This is a genomic window from Streptomyces sp. Qhu_M48 (assembly GCF_051305195.1).
In the GTDB taxonomy this organism is placed as follows: domain Bacteria; phylum Actinomycetota; class Actinomycetes; order Streptomycetales; family Streptomycetaceae; genus Streptomyces.
Map to the genome: position 1 here is coordinate 1,261,974 of NZ_CP195432.1, position 16,314 is coordinate 1,278,287.

Annotated in this window: 12 protein-coding genes; 6 read left to right on the forward strand and 6 right to left on the reverse strand. The window is 73.1% G+C overall.

Annotation, left to right across the window (positions count from 1 at the left end; all coding sequences use genetic code 11):
- Position 1 precedes the first annotated feature (1 nt).
- The 3 genes from ACRRSS_RS05950 to ACRRSS_RS05960 all read right to left on the reverse strand — a co-directional run bounded on the left by ACRRSS_RS05950 (position 2) and on the right by ACRRSS_RS05960 (position 3,659).
- Positions 2–2,083 carry a molybdopterin oxidoreductase family protein gene (locus tag ACRRSS_RS05950; RefSeq protein WP_435970158.1) on the reverse strand — a complete coding sequence of 694 codons (2,082 nt, stop codon included), beginning with the start codon at positions 2,081–2,083 and terminating at the stop codon, positions 2–4.
- Positions 2,084–2,199: 116 nt separating this feature from the next.
- On the reverse strand, positions 2,200–2,889 hold the full coding sequence (locus ACRRSS_RS05955) for a SanA/YdcF family protein (RefSeq protein WP_435970159.1): 690 nt from the start codon (positions 2,887–2,889) through the stop codon (positions 2,200–2,202).
- Positions 2,890–2,933: 44 nt separating this feature from the next.
- A complete protein-coding gene (locus ACRRSS_RS05960; protein WP_435970160.1) occupies positions 2,934–3,659 on the reverse strand; it encodes an aquaporin in 726 nt (241 codons plus the stop codon).
- A gap of 75 nt (positions 3,660–3,734) precedes the next feature.
- Here ACRRSS_RS05960 and ACRRSS_RS05965 point away from each other — a divergent pair, with 75 nt between their 5' ends.
- The 6 genes from ACRRSS_RS05965 to ACRRSS_RS05990 all read left to right on the forward strand — a co-directional run bounded on the left by ACRRSS_RS05965 (position 3,735) and on the right by ACRRSS_RS05990 (position 11,349).
- Positions 3,735–4,436 (forward strand): hypothetical protein, encoded by a 702-nt coding sequence (locus tag ACRRSS_RS05965; RefSeq protein WP_435970161.1) that lies wholly within the window; start codon positions 3,735–3,737, stop codon positions 4,434–4,436.
- An 89-nt stretch (positions 4,437–4,525) separates the two neighbouring features.
- On the forward strand, positions 4,526–5,539 hold the full coding sequence (locus tag ACRRSS_RS05970; RefSeq protein ID WP_435970162.1) for a sirohydrochlorin chelatase: 1,014 nt from the start codon (positions 4,526–4,528) through the stop codon (positions 5,537–5,539).
- A 35-nt stretch (positions 5,540–5,574) separates the two neighbouring features.
- The gene (locus ACRRSS_RS05975) at positions 5,575–6,903 is read left to right on the forward strand and encodes a deoxyguanosinetriphosphate triphosphohydrolase (RefSeq protein ID WP_435970163.1); all 1,329 of its coding nucleotides are present in this window, start codon (positions 5,575–5,577) and stop codon (positions 6,901–6,903) included.
- Positions 6,904–7,024: 121 nt separating this feature from the next.
- Entirely contained in the window at positions 7,025–8,284 is a 1,260-nt protein-coding gene (locus ACRRSS_RS05980; RefSeq protein WP_435970164.1) for an NAD(P)/FAD-dependent oxidoreductase, read from the forward strand.
- 29 nt (positions 8,285–8,313) lie between these two features.
- Positions 8,314–10,218: a DNA primase gene (dnaG, locus tag ACRRSS_RS05985; protein WP_435970165.1), complete on the forward strand. Its 1,905-nt coding sequence runs from the start codon at positions 8,314–8,316 to the stop codon at positions 10,216–10,218.
- A gap of 78 nt (positions 10,219–10,296) precedes the next feature.
- On the forward strand, positions 10,297–11,349 hold the full coding sequence (locus ACRRSS_RS05990) for an RNA polymerase sigma factor (protein ID WP_435970166.1): 1,053 nt from the start codon (positions 10,297–10,299) through the stop codon (positions 11,347–11,349).
- On the opposite strand, the gene ACRRSS_RS05995 is transcribed toward ACRRSS_RS05990, so the two are convergent.
- From ACRRSS_RS05995 to ACRRSS_RS06005, 3 genes are all read right to left on the reverse strand, one after another.
- Positions 11,346–12,560, reverse strand: coding sequence for a TerD family protein (locus tag ACRRSS_RS05995; protein WP_435970167.1), 1,215 nt, complete (start codon positions 12,558–12,560; stop codon positions 11,346–11,348). The two genes, ACRRSS_RS05990 and ACRRSS_RS05995, sit on opposite strands and share 4 nt — an antisense overlap.
- A 66-nt stretch (positions 12,561–12,626) precedes the next feature.
- Positions 12,627–14,579 carry an ABC transporter ATP-binding protein gene (locus tag ACRRSS_RS06000; RefSeq protein WP_435970168.1) on the reverse strand — a complete coding sequence of 651 codons (1,953 nt, stop codon included), beginning with the start codon at positions 14,577–14,579 and terminating at the stop codon, positions 12,627–12,629.
- A complete protein-coding gene (locus ACRRSS_RS06005) occupies positions 14,579–16,312 on the reverse strand; it encodes an ABC transporter ATP-binding protein (RefSeq protein ID WP_435970169.1) in 1,734 nt (577 codons plus the stop codon). Before ACRRSS_RS06005 ends, ACRRSS_RS06000 begins: the two co-directional genes overlap by 1 nt.
- Between the last annotated feature and the right edge of the window lie 2 nt (positions 16,313–16,314).

Consider the following 16,314-nt stretch of genomic DNA (forward strand, 5'->3'; position numbering starts at 1 on the left):
GTCAGAGCCGCTCCAGACGGACCGCGCACACCTTGAACTCGGGCATCCGGGAGACCGGGTCGAGCGCCGGGTTCACCAGGGTGTTGGCCCGGCCCTCGCCCGCCCAGTGGAACGGCATGAAGACGGTGTCCGGCCGGATCGCGGTGGTGATCCGGGCCGGTGCGACGGCCCGGCCGCGCCGCGAGACCACCGCGATCCGCTCGCCCTCGGTCACGCCGAGCCGCTCGGCCGCCCGGGGGTGGAGCTCCACGAAGGGGCCGGGCGCCGCCGCGTTCAGTTCGGCGACCCGCCGGGTCTGCGCGCCCGACTGGTACTGGGACACGACGCGGCCCGTGGTGAGCAGGACCGGGTAGTCGGCGTCCGTCTCCTCGGCCGCGGGCCGGTGCACCACCGGCACGAACCGGGCCCGCCCGTCGGGCGTCGCGAACCGGTCCAGGAACAGCCGGGGCGTCCCCGCGTGCTCCGGTTCGGGGCAGGGCCAGAAGACGCCCTGCTCCTCCTCGATCCGGCGGTAGCTGATGCCCGCGTAGTCGGCGGGGCCGCCCGCGGAGGCCCGGCGCAGCTCGTCGAAGACCTCCTCCGGGTCGGTCGGGAAGCCCTTCTCCCAGCCGAGGAGTGCGGCGAGGGCGTGCAGGACCTCCAGGTCGGTGCGGATCCCGGCGGGCGGGGTGAGGGCGCGGCGGCGCAGCAGCACCCGCCCTTCCAGGTTGGTCATGGTGCCGGTCTCCTCCGCCCACTGGGTGACGGGCAGGACGACGTCGGCGAGTGCGGCGGTCTCGGAGAGCACGACGTCCGCGACGGCGAGGAAGTCGAGCGAGCGCAGCCGCCCCTCGACGTGGGCGGCGTGCGGCGCGGAGACCACCGGGTTGGAGCCCATGAGGAGCAGCGCCCGCACGTCTCCGCCGAGGGCGTCGAGGAGCTCGTACGCGCTCCGCCCGGGCCCCGGCAGGGACTCCGGCTCCACGCCCCACACCCCGGCCACGTGCGCGCGGGCGGCGGGGTCGTCGAGCTTGCGGTAGCCGGGCAGCTGGTCGGCCTTCTGGCCGTGCTCGCGGCCGCCCTGGCCGTTGCCCTGGCCGGTGAGGCAGCCGTAGCCGCTGAGCGGCCGGCCCGCGTTCCCGGTGGCGAGGCAGAGGTTGATCCAGGCGCCGACGGTGTCGGTGCCCTTGGACTGCTGCTCGGGGCCGCGGGCGGTCAGCACCATGGCGTTGTCGGCGTCGGCGAACATCGCGACCGCCTCGCGCAGCTTCGGCACGGACACCCCGGTGATCCGCTCGACCTGCTCGGGCCAGTGGGACATGGCCCCGGCCCGCGCCTCCTCCCAGCCGGCGGTCCGCTCCCGGACGAACTCCTCGTCCACCCGCCCCTCGGCGACGACCAGGTGCAGCATGCCGAGGGCGAGCGCCAGGTCGGTGCCGGGGCGGGGCGCGAGGTGGAGATCGGCCTGCTCGGCGGTGCGGGTGCGGCGCGGGTCGACGACGATCAGCCTGCCGCCGTTCTCCTTCAGCTCGGTGAGGTAGCGCAGGGCGGGCGGCATGGTCTCGGCCAGGTTGGAGCCGACGAGGACGACGCACCCGGTCCTCGGGATGTCCTCCAGCGGGAAGGGGAGTCCCCGGTCGAGCCCGAAGGCCCTGCCGTGCGCGGCCGCCGCCGACGACATGCAGAAGCGTCCGTTGTAGTCGATCTGCGAGGTGCCGAGGACGAGCCGGGCGAACTTCCCGAGCGTGTACGCCTTCTCGTTGGTGAGGCCGCCGCCGCCGAAGACCCCCACGGCATCGGGACCGTGGTCGGCGCGGGTCCGGCGCAGCCCGTCGGCGACGGCGGCGAGCGCCTCCTCCCAGGACGCGGGCGCCAGCGCCCCCGTGTCAGGGCATCGGACCAGGGGCTCGGTGAGCCGGACCCGGGAGGAGAGCACGGCGGGGGCGGTGCGGCCCTTGCCGCACAGCGCGCCCCGGTTGACGGGGAAGTCGGTCCGGTCGACCACCTCGGCGGGCAGCTCCGGGACGCCGGTGGGGCGGAGCGACATGCCGCACTGCAGGGAGCAGTAGGGGCAGTGGGTGGGAACGGCGGTGGACTCGGACATGGCGCCAGCGTGGGTCAGCCGTGTTACGCGGGGCGACGCGGCTGATTACGGGCGCGCTGCCCTCCGCTCAGCCCCCGGGGGGCCGTGGGGTGAGGCCGGCGCCGAGGGGGCCGGGGCTACGGCGTCCCGTGGGGTGCGGCCAGTGCCTCGGTGACGCCCCTCTCCCGCGGCCCGAGGAAGTGCGGGTCGGGGCGCAGTCCGGCGTCGAGGGCGGCCTTGCCCGCCGCGAACAGCTCCCGGGTGGTGCCGTAGTACCAGGTGCGGTCGTGGGGTTCGGGGACGCCGACCCCGTACGCGTCGACGCCCGCCCGCCCGCAGAGCGCGACGGCCCGTTTGATGTGGAAGTCCTGGGTGACGAGGACGGCCCGGTCGACACCGAAGACCTTCCGGGCCCGGACGCAGGAGTCCCAGGTGTCGAAGCCCGCGTAGTCGCTGACGATCCGGCCGTCGGGCACCCCGCGCTCGGTGAGGTAGGCGCGCATGGCGCTGGGCTCGTCGTACGCGGTCCGGCTGTTGTCGCCGGTGACGAGGAGGACCCGCACCTTGCCCGTCCGGTACAGCTCGGCGGCCGTGTCGAGCCGGTGCGCGAGGTACGGGGTGGGGCGCCCGTTCCACAGACCGGCGCCGAAGACGACGCCGACGTCCCGGGCGGGCACGTCGGCGGTGGTGCGGAGCTTCCCGGCGGCGGCGGTGTGCATCCAGGTGACGGGGGTGAGCGCGAGGACGGCGCCCACCATCACGGCCTGGACGGTACGGCGGCGGGCCCGGGTGGAGCGGGGTGGGAACCGGGTGAGCCGTGCCCGCATGCGGGAACCTCCGAGGATCGCGGTCGCGGACCGGTGCCGGTCCGTCACCCCGTCCGACGCGCGTCGGCGGCGTTCGGTTCGCCGGAGGCCCCGCGTGTTCCGTACAACACACCGGCCAGGACCATCCCGAGGAGCATCCCGAGTAGCTGGGCGGCGGCGAAGGCGGGCACCGAGGCGGGGGCGATCCCGGTGAAGGAGTCGGAGAAGGCGCGACCGACGGTGGCGGCCGGGTTGGCGAAGGAGCCGGAGGAGGTGAACCAGATCGCCGCGCCGATGTAGCCGGCGACCGCGACCGGCGCGAGGGCCGGGCGGCCGATGTGGCGCAGGCCCTGGACGACGAGGACGAGCCCGGCGGTGGCGACGGCCTCGCCGAGCAGCAGGTGGAGCGCGGCGCGCGGCTCGGTGGCCCAGGCGCCGGGCGTCCGCCCGAACATCGCCTCGGCGAGCAGGGCCCCCGTGACGGCTCCGGCGAGCTGGGCGGCGATGTAGGCGAGGACCTCGCGCCCTCCCGCGCGCCCGGAGCGCCGGGACCACCACTCCGAGAGGGTCACGACGGGGTTGAAGTGGGCGCCGGAGAGCGGCCCGATGAGGGCGATGAGCAGGCCGAGGCCGAGGGCAGAGGCGGCGGCGTTGGCGAGCAGCCGGACGCCGATGTCCTGGCTGAGGGAGTCGGCGCGGATGCCGGAGCCGACGACGACGGCGACGAGGGCGGAGGTGCCGATGAACTCGGCGGCGACGCGTCGGGGGAGCGACGCGGGGGACATTCTCATAGTGGAAAAGATATTCCGTGATTCGGAAGGAGAAAAGAGGGGAGGTGAGGAGCGTCCGGGCCGTACGATCCGCGCGTGATCATCGATGCCGTCCTCGCGGAGGCCGTCCGCAACAACGCCGAATGGTGCCGGGCCATGTGCGCCGCCCACGGCCGGCCCGGCGCCTTCGGCCCCCGCGCCTGGACCAACGACCGCCGCACCCCGCTCTACTACCCCGACGCGGTGACGCTGACCGGGGACGCGGACGTGAAGGACGTCCTCCCCGGCATCGACCGCGGCACCCCCGGCGCCTCGGTGAAGGACAGCTTCGCCCGCCTCGACCTGACGGCCGAGGGCTTCCGCCTCCTCTTCGAGGCCACCTGGATCCACCGCCCGGCGGGTCTTCCGGTCCCCCCGGCCACCGGCGACTGGCGGGCCGTCCGCACCCCGGACGAACTCGCCGCCTGGGCCCTCGCCTGGAGCGACGGCGACGCCGACGAGGCGGCGCTCTTCCGCCCCGGACTCCTCGCCGACCCCTCCACCACCGTCGCCGCCGGGTACGCGGCCGACGGCCGGATCCTCGGCGGAGCCGTCCTCAGCGCGAGCGGCAGCGTCACCGGCGTCTCCAACCTCTTCGCCACGGGGGACACGGACCCGGCCCGGGTCTGGGACGGCTGCCTGTGCCTGGTGGCGGACGACCGCACCGTCGTCGGCTACGAGTCCGGCGACGACCTCGCCCCCGCCCTCGCCGCCGGCTTCCGGGAGACCGGCCCGCTCCGGGTCTGGCTGGACGCCTGACACCGCGCGGCGGAGGCCCGTGAGGTCACGGAAAACAGCCGTGACCCCCGTGCAACGGGCAGGCAACCTGGGGGCCGCAGGATCGGTTCATGACGGAGCCGGACAGCACCTTCGCCCACGCCGCCGAGCTGCTCGGCAGAATCACCGAGCAGCTCGGGTCCCAGCTCGGCCACGTGCGTCCGTACGGCCACCGGCCACGGAAGCACGAGCAGGAGGTTCCGCCGCCCATGAACACACCCGGTCCCACCGCGCCCGTCCCCGCCCTCGCGGAGAAGCCCCCGGCCCTCCCGGCGCCGGCTCTCTCCGCCGCGCCCGTCCCCGCCCTCGCGGAGAAGCCCCCGGCCCTCTCCGCCCCGGCCCGCCCCACCCTCGTCGCCGTCGGCCACGGCAGCCGGGACCCCCGTGCCCGCGCCACCCTCGGACGGCTCCTCGACCGGGTCCGTGAGCTCCGGCCCGGACTCGACGTACGGCTCGCGCACATCGAACTGAACACCCCGCTCCTCGACACCACCCTCGCGGAGCTGGCCGCCGAGGGCCGCGGCGCCGTCCTCGTCCCCCTGCTCCTCGCCCCCGGACACCACGTCACCCACGACCTGCCCGCCGCCCTCGCCGCCGAGCCCGCCCTCCGGGCCCGCGTCGCCGACCCCCTCGGCGCCCACCCCCTCCTCGTCGAGGCCCTCGCCGACCGGCTCGCGCGGGCCGGCTGGGACGCGGCGGCCGGCACCTCCCCCACCGCCGGGGTCGTCCTCGCCTCCGCCGGCTCCCGCGACCCCCGCTCCGGCGCCGAACTCCGCCGGATCGCGGCCCTCCTCGGCGAGCGGCTCGGGGGGGTCCCCGTCGTCCCCGCGTACGCCTCCGCCGCCGCGCCCACCGTCCCCGAGGCCGTCCGCGCGCTCGCCGCCCGGGGCCGCCACCGGGTCGCCGTCGCCTCCTGCTTCACCGCCCCCGGACTCTTCGCCACCCGCGCCGCCGACCACGCCCCCTGGATCGCCTCCGCCCCGCTCGGCGCCCACCCGGCCCTCGCCCGCCTCGTCCTCCACCGCTACGACCGGGCCCTGGCCGGCCGCACCACCACCCCCAGGCGGGAACTCGTCGCCGTCTGAGCGCTTCTGTCGGCCCCTCCGGTTACCGTCGACGCATGGAAGGCATCGCAGAGAGCACCTACGGCACTGACGGCACCGGCGTCACCGACACCCCCGGCTACGACTCCGCCGCGACCGACCGCTGGGCCGCCGAGCCGGACAAACGCCCCGGACGCACCGCCTTCCAGCGCGACCGCGCCCGCGTCCTGCACTCCGCCGCCCTCCGCAGGCTCGCCGGCAAGACCCAGGTCGTCACCCCCGGCACCCGGGGACACGCCTGGGACGCCAGCCCCCGCACCCGGCTCACCCACTCCCTGGAGTGCGCCCAGGTCGGCCGGGAGCTCGGCGCCGCCCTCGGCTGCGACCCCGACCTCGTCGAGGCCGCCTGCCTCTCCCACGACATGGGCCACCCGCCCTTCGGGCACAACGGCGAGCAGGCGCTCAACGACGTCGCCAAGGACTGCGGCGGCTTCGAGGGGAACGCCCAGTCGCTCCGCCTCCTCACCCGCATCGAACCCAAGCGCTTCGTGAAGGACGCCGACGGGGAGCTGGTCAGCGTCGGGCTCAACCTCACCCGGGCCACCCTCGACGCCGCCACCAAGTACCCGTGGGCGCGCGGCGGACACCCCCAGGACCCCGGCTCGCCCAAGTTCGGCGTGTACGAGGACGACCTGCCCGTCTTCGCGTGGATCCGGCAGGGCGCCCCCGGCCACCGCAAGTGCTTCGAGGCCCAGGTCATGGACTGGGCCGACGACGTGGCCTACTCGGTCCACGACTTCGAGGACGGCCTGCACGCCGGGCACATCGACCCCAACCTCCTCCTCGCCGAACCCGAGCGCGCCGACATCGCGGCCGTCGCCATCGGCCGCTACGTCCCCGAGGACACCGACCCGCAGGAGCTCGCCGAGGCCCTCGACCGGCTCCTCGACCAGGAGTGGTGGCCGCACGGCTACGACGGCTCGGCCGTCGCCCAGTCCCGCCTCAAGGACGCCACCAGCCAGCTCATCGGCCGGTTCGCCCTCTCCGCCGAGGGCGCCACCCGGCACGCCTACGGCTCCGGCCGGCTCACCCGCTACGGCGCCGAACTCGTCGTCCCCCGCGAGACCCGCAACGAGTGCGCGGTCCTCAAGGCCGTCGCCGACCGGTACGTGATGCAGCGCGCCGAACAGGAGGCCCTCCGCGCCGACCAGCGCGTCGTCGTCGCCGAACTCGCCGAGGCCCTCGTCGCCCGCGCCCCCGACGGACTCGAACCGCAGTTCCGGTCCCTCTTCGACGCGGCGCGCGACGACCGGGCCCGCAAGCGCGTCATCGTCGACCAGATCGCCTCCCTCACCGACGCCTCCGCCCGCGCCCTCCACACCCACCTCCGGCCGCACCACGGCTGAGTCGGCCCTCTTCCGCCGCCACCCCGCGTGCGGGACGCTCGCATGCACGCCCCGAGGCGGTACGGCCCGACGAACGCCCGGGGGCGTAGGTTGGAAGCGGTCGCAAAGAGGAGGAAACGACGTGGTCGACGCAGATCAGACCTTTGTCATCGTCGGCGGGGGCCTGGCAGGGGCCAAGGCGGCGGAGACCCTGCGCGCCGAAGGGTTCAACGGCCGGGTGATCCTCATCGGCGACGAACGCGACCACCCCTACGAGCGCCCACCCCTCTCCAAGGGGTACCTGACGGGCGCCAAGGAACGCGACGGCGTCTTCGTCCACGAGGCCGCCTGGTACGCGGGCCACGACATCGAACTGCACCTCGGGCAGTCCGTCACCGCCGTCGACCGTGAGGCCCGCACCGTGCGCCTCGGCGACGGCACCGTCATCCGCTACGACAAGCTGCTCCTCGCCACCGGCTCCGAGCCCCGCCGCCTCGACGTCCCCGGCACCGAACTCGCCGGCGTCCACCACCTGCGCCGGCTCGCCCACGCCGACAGGCTCCGCCAGGTCCTCGCCACCCTCGGCCGGGACAACGGCCACCTGGTGATCGCCGGCGCCGGCTGGATCGGCCTGGAGGCGGCCGCCGCCGCCCGCGGCTACGGCGCCGAGGTCACCGTCGTCGAATCCGACCCCACCCCCCTGTACCGGGTCCTCGGCCCCGAACTCGGCCAGCTCTTCGCCGACCTCCACAGCGACCACGGCGTCCGCTTCCACTTCGGGGCCCGGCTCACCGAGATCGTCGGCCAGGACGGCATGGTCCTCGCCGTCCGCACCGACGACGGCGAGGAGCACCCGGCCCACGCCGTGCTCGCCGCGATCGGCGCCGCCCCCCGCACCGCCCTCGCGGAGAACTCCGGGCTCGCCCTCGTCGACCGCGCCGACGGCGGCGGCATCGCCGTCGACGAGTCGCTGCGCACCTCCGACCCCGACGTCTTCGCCGCCGGAGACGTGGCCGCCGCCCACCACCCGCTGCTGCACACCCGGCTCCGCGTCGAGCACTGGGCCAACGCCCTCAACGGCGGCCCCGCCGCCGCCCGCGCCATGCTGGGCCGGCACGTCTCCTACGACCGTGTGCCCTACTTCTTCACCGACCAGTACGACCTGGGCATGGAGTACTCCGGCTGGGCGCCCCCCGGCTCGTACGACCAGGTCGTGGTCCGCGGCGACACCGGCAAGCGCGAGTTCATCGCCTTCTGGCTCAAGGAGGGCCGGGTCCTCGCCGGCATGAACGTGAACGTGTGGGACGTCACAGAGACCGTCCAGCAGCTCATCCGCTCCCGTACGGCCGTGGACACCGACGCCCTCGCCGACCCCTCCGTCCCCCTGGAGAGCCTGATCTGATCACCTCCGCCCGCACGTAGACTTCATGCGTGGCAGGCAGGATCAACGATGACGACGTGAAGGCGGTCCGGGACGCGGTCCCGATCGACGCCGTCGTGTCCGAGTACCTCCAGCTCCGCAACGCGGGCGGCGGAAACCTCAAAGGCCTCTGCCCCTTCCACGACGAGAAGTCGCCCTCCTTCCAGGTCAGCCCCAGCAAGGGGCTCTTCCACTGCTTCGGCTGCCAGGAGGGCGGCGACACCATCGCCTTCGTGATGAAGATCGACCACCTCTCCTTCTCGGAGACGGTCGAGCGCCTCGCCGCCAAGGCGGGCATCACCCTCAGGTACGAGGAGGGCGGCTACAACCCCGGCCACCAGCGCGGGGAGCGCATCCGCCTGGTCGAGGCCCACAAGGTCGCCGCCGAGTTCTACATCGGCCAACTCGACTCGCCCGAGGCCGAGATCGGCCGCAAGTTCCTCGCCGAGCGCGGCTTCGACCAGGCCGCCGCCGCCCACTTCGGCGTCGGCTACTCCCCGGCCGGCTGGGACCACCTCACCCGCTACCTGCGCGGCAAGGGCTTCTCCGACAAGGAACTGATCCTCTCCGGACTCTCCCAGGACGGCCGCCGGGGCCCCATCGACCGCTTCCGAGGCCGCCTCATGTGGCCGATCAAGGATGTCGGAGGCGAGATCGTCGGCTTCGGCGCGCGCAAGCTCCGCGACGACGACAACGGCCCCAAGTACCTCAACACCCCCGAGACCCCGATCTACAAGAAGTCCCAGGTCCTCTACGGCATCGACCTGGCCAAGAAGGACATCGCCAAGGTCAGCCGGGCCGTCGTCGTCGAGGGCTACACCGACGTCATGGCCTGCCACCTCGCCGGGGTCACCACCGCCATCGCCACCTGCGGCACCGCCTTCGGCGGCGACCACATCAAGATCCTCCGCCGTCTCCTCATGGACAACGGCTCCGCCCGGGTCATCTTCACCTTCGACGGCGACGCCGCCGGCCAGAAGGCCGCCCTGCGCGCCTTCGAGGACGACCAGAAGTTCGCCGCCGAGACGTACATCGCCATCGCCCCCGACGGCATGGACCCCTGCGACCTGCGGCTCGCCAAGGGCGACCAGGCCGTCGCCGAGCTCGTCCAGCCCCGCACCCCGCTCTTCGAGTTCGCCCTCCGCCAGATCGTCAAGCGGTACGACCTGGAGACCCCGGCCGGCCGCGCCGCCGCCCTCGACGAGGCCGCGCCCGTCGTCGCCCGCATCAAGAACATCGGCGCGCAGCACGAGGTCGCCGTCCAGCTGGCCGGCATGCTCGGCATCCTCGACACCCAGTTCGTCGTCAAGCGGGTCGCCCAGCTCGCCCGCTGGGCCCGCGACCGCGGCGGCAAGGGCCCCGCCCAGCAGCAGGCCCCCCGGCGCGGCTACGAGACCCAGGCGACGGCCGGCACACCCGCCGGCGGCCAGACCGGGCCCGCGCTCAACCTGCGCAGCCCCGCCCACCGCACCGAGCGCGAACTCCTCAAGCTCGCCCTCCAGCGGCCCGAACTGGTCTCCCCGGCCTTCGACGCCTACGGGGCCGACGAGTTCACCGCCCCGCCCTACGCGGCCGTCCGCCAGTGCGTCCAGGACGCCGGCGGCGCCACCGGAGCCCCCGCCGACTACCTCGCCACCGTCCGCGAGGCCGCGCCCAACGACACCGTGCGCGCCCTCGTCACCGAACTCGCCGTCGAGGCGATCTTCGCCAAGACCGTCGACGAGGCCTACGCCGGCGACCAGCTCGTCACCGTCCGGCTCCGCGCCGTCGACCGGCGCATCCGCGAGGTCCAGGGCACCCTGGCCCGGCTCGGCGCCCAGGGCGACCCGGAGCGGCTCGCGGCCGTCCAGAACGAACTCTGGGTCCTCACCCAGTACGGGCAGTCCCTGAGGAACAACGGCGCCGCCGCCCTCTGACGCACGTTCCGTCACCCCCCGGTCTCAAAAAGTCACCGCACGCCCCTCGTGGCGGCGATGTGTCGTACCCCACACTGGATGACGGTGCCGTTCCGCCCCTTCTGGAGGTCGCCCGCCGTGCAGACCCGGACCGTGACGCAGAACCAGGCAGAACCCGGCCAGGACGTGGAGGAGCCCGCCGTCCCGCCCCAGCGCCGCCGCCCGGACCCCGGCGGCAACGGGCCCTCCACCGACCTCTTCCGCCAGTACCTCCGCGAGATCGGCCGCATCCCGCTGCTCACCGCCGAGGAGGAGGTCGACCTCGCGCGCCGGGTCGAGGCCGGGCTGTTCGCGGAGGAGAAACTCGCCAACACCCCCGACCTGGACTCCCGGCTGGCCGGCGACCTCGACCGGCTCGTCGTCCTCGGCCGGATCGCCAAACGCAAGCTCATCGAGGCCAACCTCCGCCTCGTCGTCTCCGTCGCCAAGCGGTACGTGGGCCGCGGCCTGACCATGCTGGACCTCGTCCAGGAGGGCAACCTCGGCCTCATCAGGGCCGTCGAGAAGTTCGACTACGCGCGCGGCTACAAGTTCTCCACGTACGCCACCTGGTGGATCCGCCAGGCGATGTCCCGGGCCCTCGCCGACCAGGCCCGGACCATCCGCGTCCCCGTGCACGTCGTCGAACTGATCAACCGGGTCATCCGCGTCCAGCGCCGCATGCTCCAGGAACGCGGCTACGAACCCACCGCCGAGGAGGTCGCCGCCCAGCTGGACGTGGCCCCCGAGCGGGTCGGCGAGGTGCTCCGCCTCGCCCAGGAACCCGTCTCCCTGCACGCCCCCGTGGGCGAGGAGGACGACGTGGCCCTCGGCGACCTCATCGAGGACGGCGACGCCGCCTCACCGGTCGAGTCCGCCGCGTTCCTGCTGCTCCGCCGCCACCTGGAGGACGTGCTCTCCACCCTCGGCGAGCGCGAACGCAAGGTGGTCCAGCTCCGCTACGGCCTCGACGACGGCAGGCCCCGCACCCTGGAGGAGATAGGACGCCTCTTCGGCGTGACGCGCGAACGCATCCGCCAGATCGAGTCCAAGACCCTCAACAAGCTGCGGGACCACGCCTACGCGGACCAGCTGCGCGGCTATCTGGACTAGGGGTTCACCTCGGTGGCGGTGAGGGTCCACGGGCCGTCCGCGCTGAACAGCAGCAGCTGTGGCCCCTGCGGGACCGGGACCGTCCGCCGCAGCGCCCCGGTCGTGTTCAGGAGCAGATCCGAGTCGGGCAGCCCGCCCCCGGAGCGCCCCCGGACCCCGTAGCTCTGGATGCCGACGTAGCCGCCGCCGCCGTCGGGCTCGCCCTTGAAGTCCACGCGGAGGTCGGCGCCGCCGCCGAGGTAGAGGAACGCCTCAGGGCCGTAGCCGCTCAGCATGCCCTCGAGACGGCGGGCCGCGGCGACGGGCTTCACCCGCAGCACCCAGCGGTTCTCCCCGGCGAGCTTCAACCGCAGCGACCGGTCCTTGGGGGTGGCGACGACCGAACTGGCCCGGAAGTCGGGCAGGGTGGTGTTGAACACGTACTCCCCCTCCTTGTTCCGCCTGTCGAGCGGGAAGAGACCGACGTATCCGCCGTCCTCGTGCGCGAGCTCCACGAGGACGGGGCCGGGCTGGACACGGCTGTCGAGGGTGATCACGTCGTCGCCGACGCCCTCGAAGACGACCGGTTCGAAGACAGGCCCGAAATCCCAGCCCTCGACCAGCTCGTACGGCCGGTCGGCGGGCGGGAACGGCCCCGCCGTGACGGGCGTCGGCGTCCCGGCCGGTTCCTCGGCGGCGGGCGAGCCGCCCGTGGACGGCGTCCGCCCCGGCACCTTCACCACCCCGGTCAGCGGGACCGGTCCGGAGGCGGCCGGTGCCGGCTCCTCCTCCGCCACCTCCACCCCGTACGCGGTGACGAGCCCGGCGAGCCCGGAGCCGTACCCCTGCCCGATCCCGCCGAACTTCCAGCCGCCCGACTCCCGGAAGAACTCCGCGAAGGCGACGGCGGTCGCGTCCGGTGTGCCCGGCACCGTGTACGAGGCGACGGCCGCCCCGTCCGGGGCGACCGCCGTCAGGGCGCCGCCGTCCGCCGCACCGGCGATCACGATCCGCTCGACGTCCGCCTCCACCTCGTGCAACGCCAGGACCAGTGAACCCGGTTCGTGCCGTACCGCGCCGGAAGGATGGGCGGGCTGCCCGTCGAAGACCATGTCCGCGTCCCCCCGGACCCGGCTGTCCGCGCCGAGCAGCAGCGCCGCCACGTCCACGCCCTCGGCTCCCACGCGGAGGGTGACCGACGGCACCCAGGAATTCTTGGCTATGTGACCCATGCCGCACATCATGCGACACGGGTCACCGGTGAGTCGATCACTTCGCGGAACGGGCGGGCCCGCAGGTCAGTCGACCTCCGCGACCGCCTGCGCGAACTGCGCCGCGTACAGCCGGGCGTACGCCCCGCCGGACGACAACAGCTCCTCGTGCGTGCCCTGTTCGACGATCGAGCCGTTCTCCATCACCAGGATCACGTCCGCGTCCCGGATCGTGGAGAGCCGGTGCGCGATCACGAACGAGGTGCGCCCGTGGGCCAGGCGCGCCATCGCCTTCTGGATCAGGACCTCGGTACGGGTGTCGACCGAGCTGGTGGCCTCGTCGAGGACGAGGATCACCGGGTCGGAGAGGAACGCCCGCGCGATGGTGATCAGTTGCTTCTCGCCCGCGCTGACCCCCGCCCCGTCGTCGTCGAGGACGGTGTCGTACCCGTCGGGCAGGGTGCGGACGAACCGGTCGGCGTGCGCGGCCCGCGCCGCCTCCTCGATCTCCGCCCGGGTCACCTCGCGGGTCGCGCCGTACGCGATGTTGTCCGCGATGGTGCCGCCGAAGAGCCAGGTGTCCTGGAGGACCATGCCGATGTCGGTCCGCAGTTCCTCCCGTGGCATCTTCGCGATGTCCACCCCGTCCAGGGTGATCCGGCCGCCCGTCACCTCGTAGAACCGCATGAGGAGGTTCACCAGGGTCGTCTTGCCCGCCCCCGTCGGGCCGACGATCGCGACCGTCTGCCCCGGCTCCACCGAGAGCGACAGGTCCTCGATGAGGGGCTTGTCGGCCTCGTAGCGGAAGGAGACGTCCTCCAGGGCGACCCTGCCCTTGAGGCCGCTCGTGCCGCGGCCGCCGGCCGACGGCGCCCCCGTCACGCTCGTGGGGGCGTCCGGCTCCTGCTCCTCGGCGTCGAGCAGCTCGAAGATCCGCTCGGCCGAGGCGACGCCCGACTGCACCAGGTTCGCCATCGACGCGACCTGCGTCAGCGGCATCGAGAACTGGCGCGAGTACTGGATGAAGGCCTGCACGTCACCGATGGAGAGCGTGCCGCTCGCCACCCGCAGACCGCCGACGACGGCCACCAGGACGTAGTTGATGTTCGAGATGAAGAACATCACCGGCTGCATGACGCCGGAGTTGAACTGCGCCTTGAACCCGGCCTCGTACAGGGCCTCGTTCTGCTCGCGGAAGTCCCGCGCGGACTCCGCCTGCCGGCCGAAGACCTTCACCAGCGTGTGCCCGCTGTACATCTCCTCCACGTGCGCGTTGAGCGTGCCCGTGGACTTCCACTGCTGGACGAAGTGCGGCTGCGAGCGCTTGCCGATCCTCGCCGCGACGAGGACCGAGACCGGCACCGTCACCAGGGCGACGAGCGCGAGCAGCGGTGAGATCCAGAACATCATCGCCAGGACGCCGACGATGGTGAGCAGCGAGTTGATCAGCTGGCCCATCGACTGCTGGAGGGTCTGCGAGATGTTGTCGATGTCGTTGGTCGCCCGCGACAGCACCTCACCGCGCTTCGCCTTGTCGAAGTACGACAGGGGGAGCCGCGCCAGCTTCGTCTGGACGTCCTCCCGCATCCGGTAGACCGTCCGGTTGATCACCGTGATCGACAGGCGGGTGGCGACCAGCATGAGCAGGCCCGCCGCCACGTACACGGCGAGGACCACGAGCAGCACGTCGCCGACGGCGGAGAAGTCGATCCCCCGCCCCGGCGTGAAGTCGACCCCGGACAGCATGTCCGCCATGCCGGAGTCGCCCGCCGCACGCAGGTTCTCGATCGCCTCCGCCTTCGTGCCGCCCTCGATCTGGCGCCCGACGACGCCCGCGAAGACGAGGTCGGTCGCCTTGCCGAGGATCTTCGGGCCGACCACGGAGGCCGCCACCGACAGCACACAGGCGATCAGCATCGCCCAGAGCGCGCCGCGCTCGGGCGCCAGCTGCCTCATCAGCCGCTTGCCCGAACCCTTGAAGTCCATCGACCGCTGGTCGGGGCCGCCACCGGCCATCATGCGTCCGCCAGGACCGGCCATCAGGCTGCCTCCGCCTCGGTGAGCTGGGAGAGCACGATCTCCCGGTAGGTCTCGTTGTCCGCCATCAGCTCCCGGTGCCGTCCGGTGCCGACCACCCGGCCCTCGTCGAGGACGACGATCCGGTCGGCGTCCCGGATGGTCGAGACCCGCTGGGCGACGATCACGACGGTGGAGTCGGCCGTCTCCCGGGCGAGCGCGGCCCGGAGCAGGGCGTCCGTCTCGTAGTCGAGCGCGGAGAAGGAGTCGTCGAAGAGGTAGATCTCCGGCCGCTGCACGAGGGTCCGCGCGATGGCGAGCCGTTGCCGCTGGCCGCCGGAGAAGTTGGTGCCGCCCTGTGCGACGGGGGCGTTCAGCCCGTTCTCCAGTTTCCGTACGAAGTCGGCGGCCTGGGCGACTTCGAGGGCGTGCCAGAGGTCGTCGTCGGTGGCGTCGGGTCTGCCGTAGCGGAGGTTGGTGGCGACGGTTCCGGAGAAGAGGTAGGGCTTCTGGGGGACGAGTCCGACGGTCCTGGCCATGAGTTCGGGGTCGAGGTCGCGGACGTCGACGCCGTCGACGAGGACCTCGCCGCCGGTGGCGTCGAAGAGCCGGGGGACCAGTCCGAGGAGGGTCGACTTGCCGCTGCCGGTCGAGCCGATGATCGCGGTGGTCTCACCGGGCCGGGCGACGAGCCCGACCTCCTTGAGGACCGACTCCTCCGCACCCGGGTACCGGAAGTCCGCACCCCGGACCTCCAGATGCCCCCGCCGGTCGAGGGTCCGCACCGGGTCCGCCGGCGGCACCACGCTGGACTCGGTCGAGAGGACCTCCTCGACACGCTCCGCGCAGACCTCGGCCCGCGGCACCATCATGAACATGAAGGTGGCCATCATGACCGCCATCACGATCTGCATCAGATACGCGAGGAACGCGGTCAGCGCGCCGATCTGCATCCCGCCGCTGTCGATGCGGTGCGCGCCGAACCAGACGACGGCCACGCTGGAGATGTTCACGACGGTCATCACCGTCGGGAACATCAGCGCCATCAGCCGGCCGGTCGCCATCGACACGTCGGTCAGCTCCGCGTTGGCGCCGCGGAACCGCTCCTCCTCGTACCCGTCCTTCACGAACGCCCGGATCACCCGGTTGCCGGTGATCTGCTCGCGCAGCACCCGGTTCACCGTGTCGAGCCGCTCCTGCATGGTCCGGAAGAGCGGCCGCATCCTGCGCACGATCAGCGAGACGGAGACCCCGAGGATCGGCACGACCGCGAGCAGCACGCCCGAGAGGGGCACGTCCTGGCCGAGGGCCATCACGATGCCGCCGACACACATGATGGGCGCCGAGACCATCAGGGTGAACGCCATCAGGACCAGCATCTGGATCTGCTGCACGTCATTGGTCGTACGGGTGATCAGCGAGGGCGCGCCGAAGTGCCCCAGCTCCCGCGCGGAGAACGACTGCACCCGGTCGAAGACCGCGCCGCGCACGTCCCGGCCGAGCGCGGAGGCGGTCCGGGCGCCGTAGAACACGGCCCCGATGTTGCAGACGACCTGGACGACGGAGACGCCGACCATGAGGGCGCCGAAGCGCAGGATGTATCCGGTGTCCCCGGCGACGACACCGTTGTCGATGATGTCCGCGTTCAGGGTCGGCAGGTAGAGGCTCGCGCAGGTCTGCAGGAACTGGAGCAGGACGAGCAGGGTGATGGGTTTTCGATAGGGGCCGAGGTGGGTTCGGAGAAGTCTTATGAGCACGG

Excerpts from the sequence above, each read along its gene's own strand:
- ACRRSS_RS05950 (WP_435970158.1), bottom strand. The coding sequence starts at position 2,083 with ATGTCCGAGTCCACCGCCGTTCCCACCCACTGCCCCTACTGCTCCCTG.
- ACRRSS_RS05955 (WP_435970159.1), bottom strand. The coding sequence starts at position 2,889 with ATGCGGGCACGGCTCACCCGGTTCCCACCCCGCTCCACCCGGGCCCGC.
- ACRRSS_RS05960 (WP_435970160.1), bottom strand. The coding sequence starts at position 3,659 with ATGAGAATGTCCCCCGCGTCGCTCCCCCGACGCGTCGCCGCCGAGTTC.
- ACRRSS_RS05970 (WP_435970162.1), top strand. The coding sequence starts at position 4,526 with ATGACGGAGCCGGACAGCACCTTCGCCCACGCCGCCGAGCTGCTCGGC.
- ACRRSS_RS05975 (WP_435970163.1), top strand. The coding sequence starts at position 5,575 with ATGGAAGGCATCGCAGAGAGCACCTACGGCACTGACGGCACCGGCGTC.
- ACRRSS_RS05990 (WP_435970166.1), top strand. The coding sequence starts at position 10,297 with ATGACGGTGCCGTTCCGCCCCTTCTGGAGGTCGCCCGCCGTGCAGACC.
- ACRRSS_RS05995 (WP_435970167.1), bottom strand. The coding sequence starts at position 12,560 with ATGGGTCACATAGCCAAGAATTCCTGGGTGCCGTCGGTCACCCTCCGC.
- ACRRSS_RS06000 (WP_435970168.1), bottom strand. The coding sequence starts at position 14,579 with ATGGCCGGTCCTGGCGGACGCATGATGGCCGGTGGCGGCCCCGACCAG.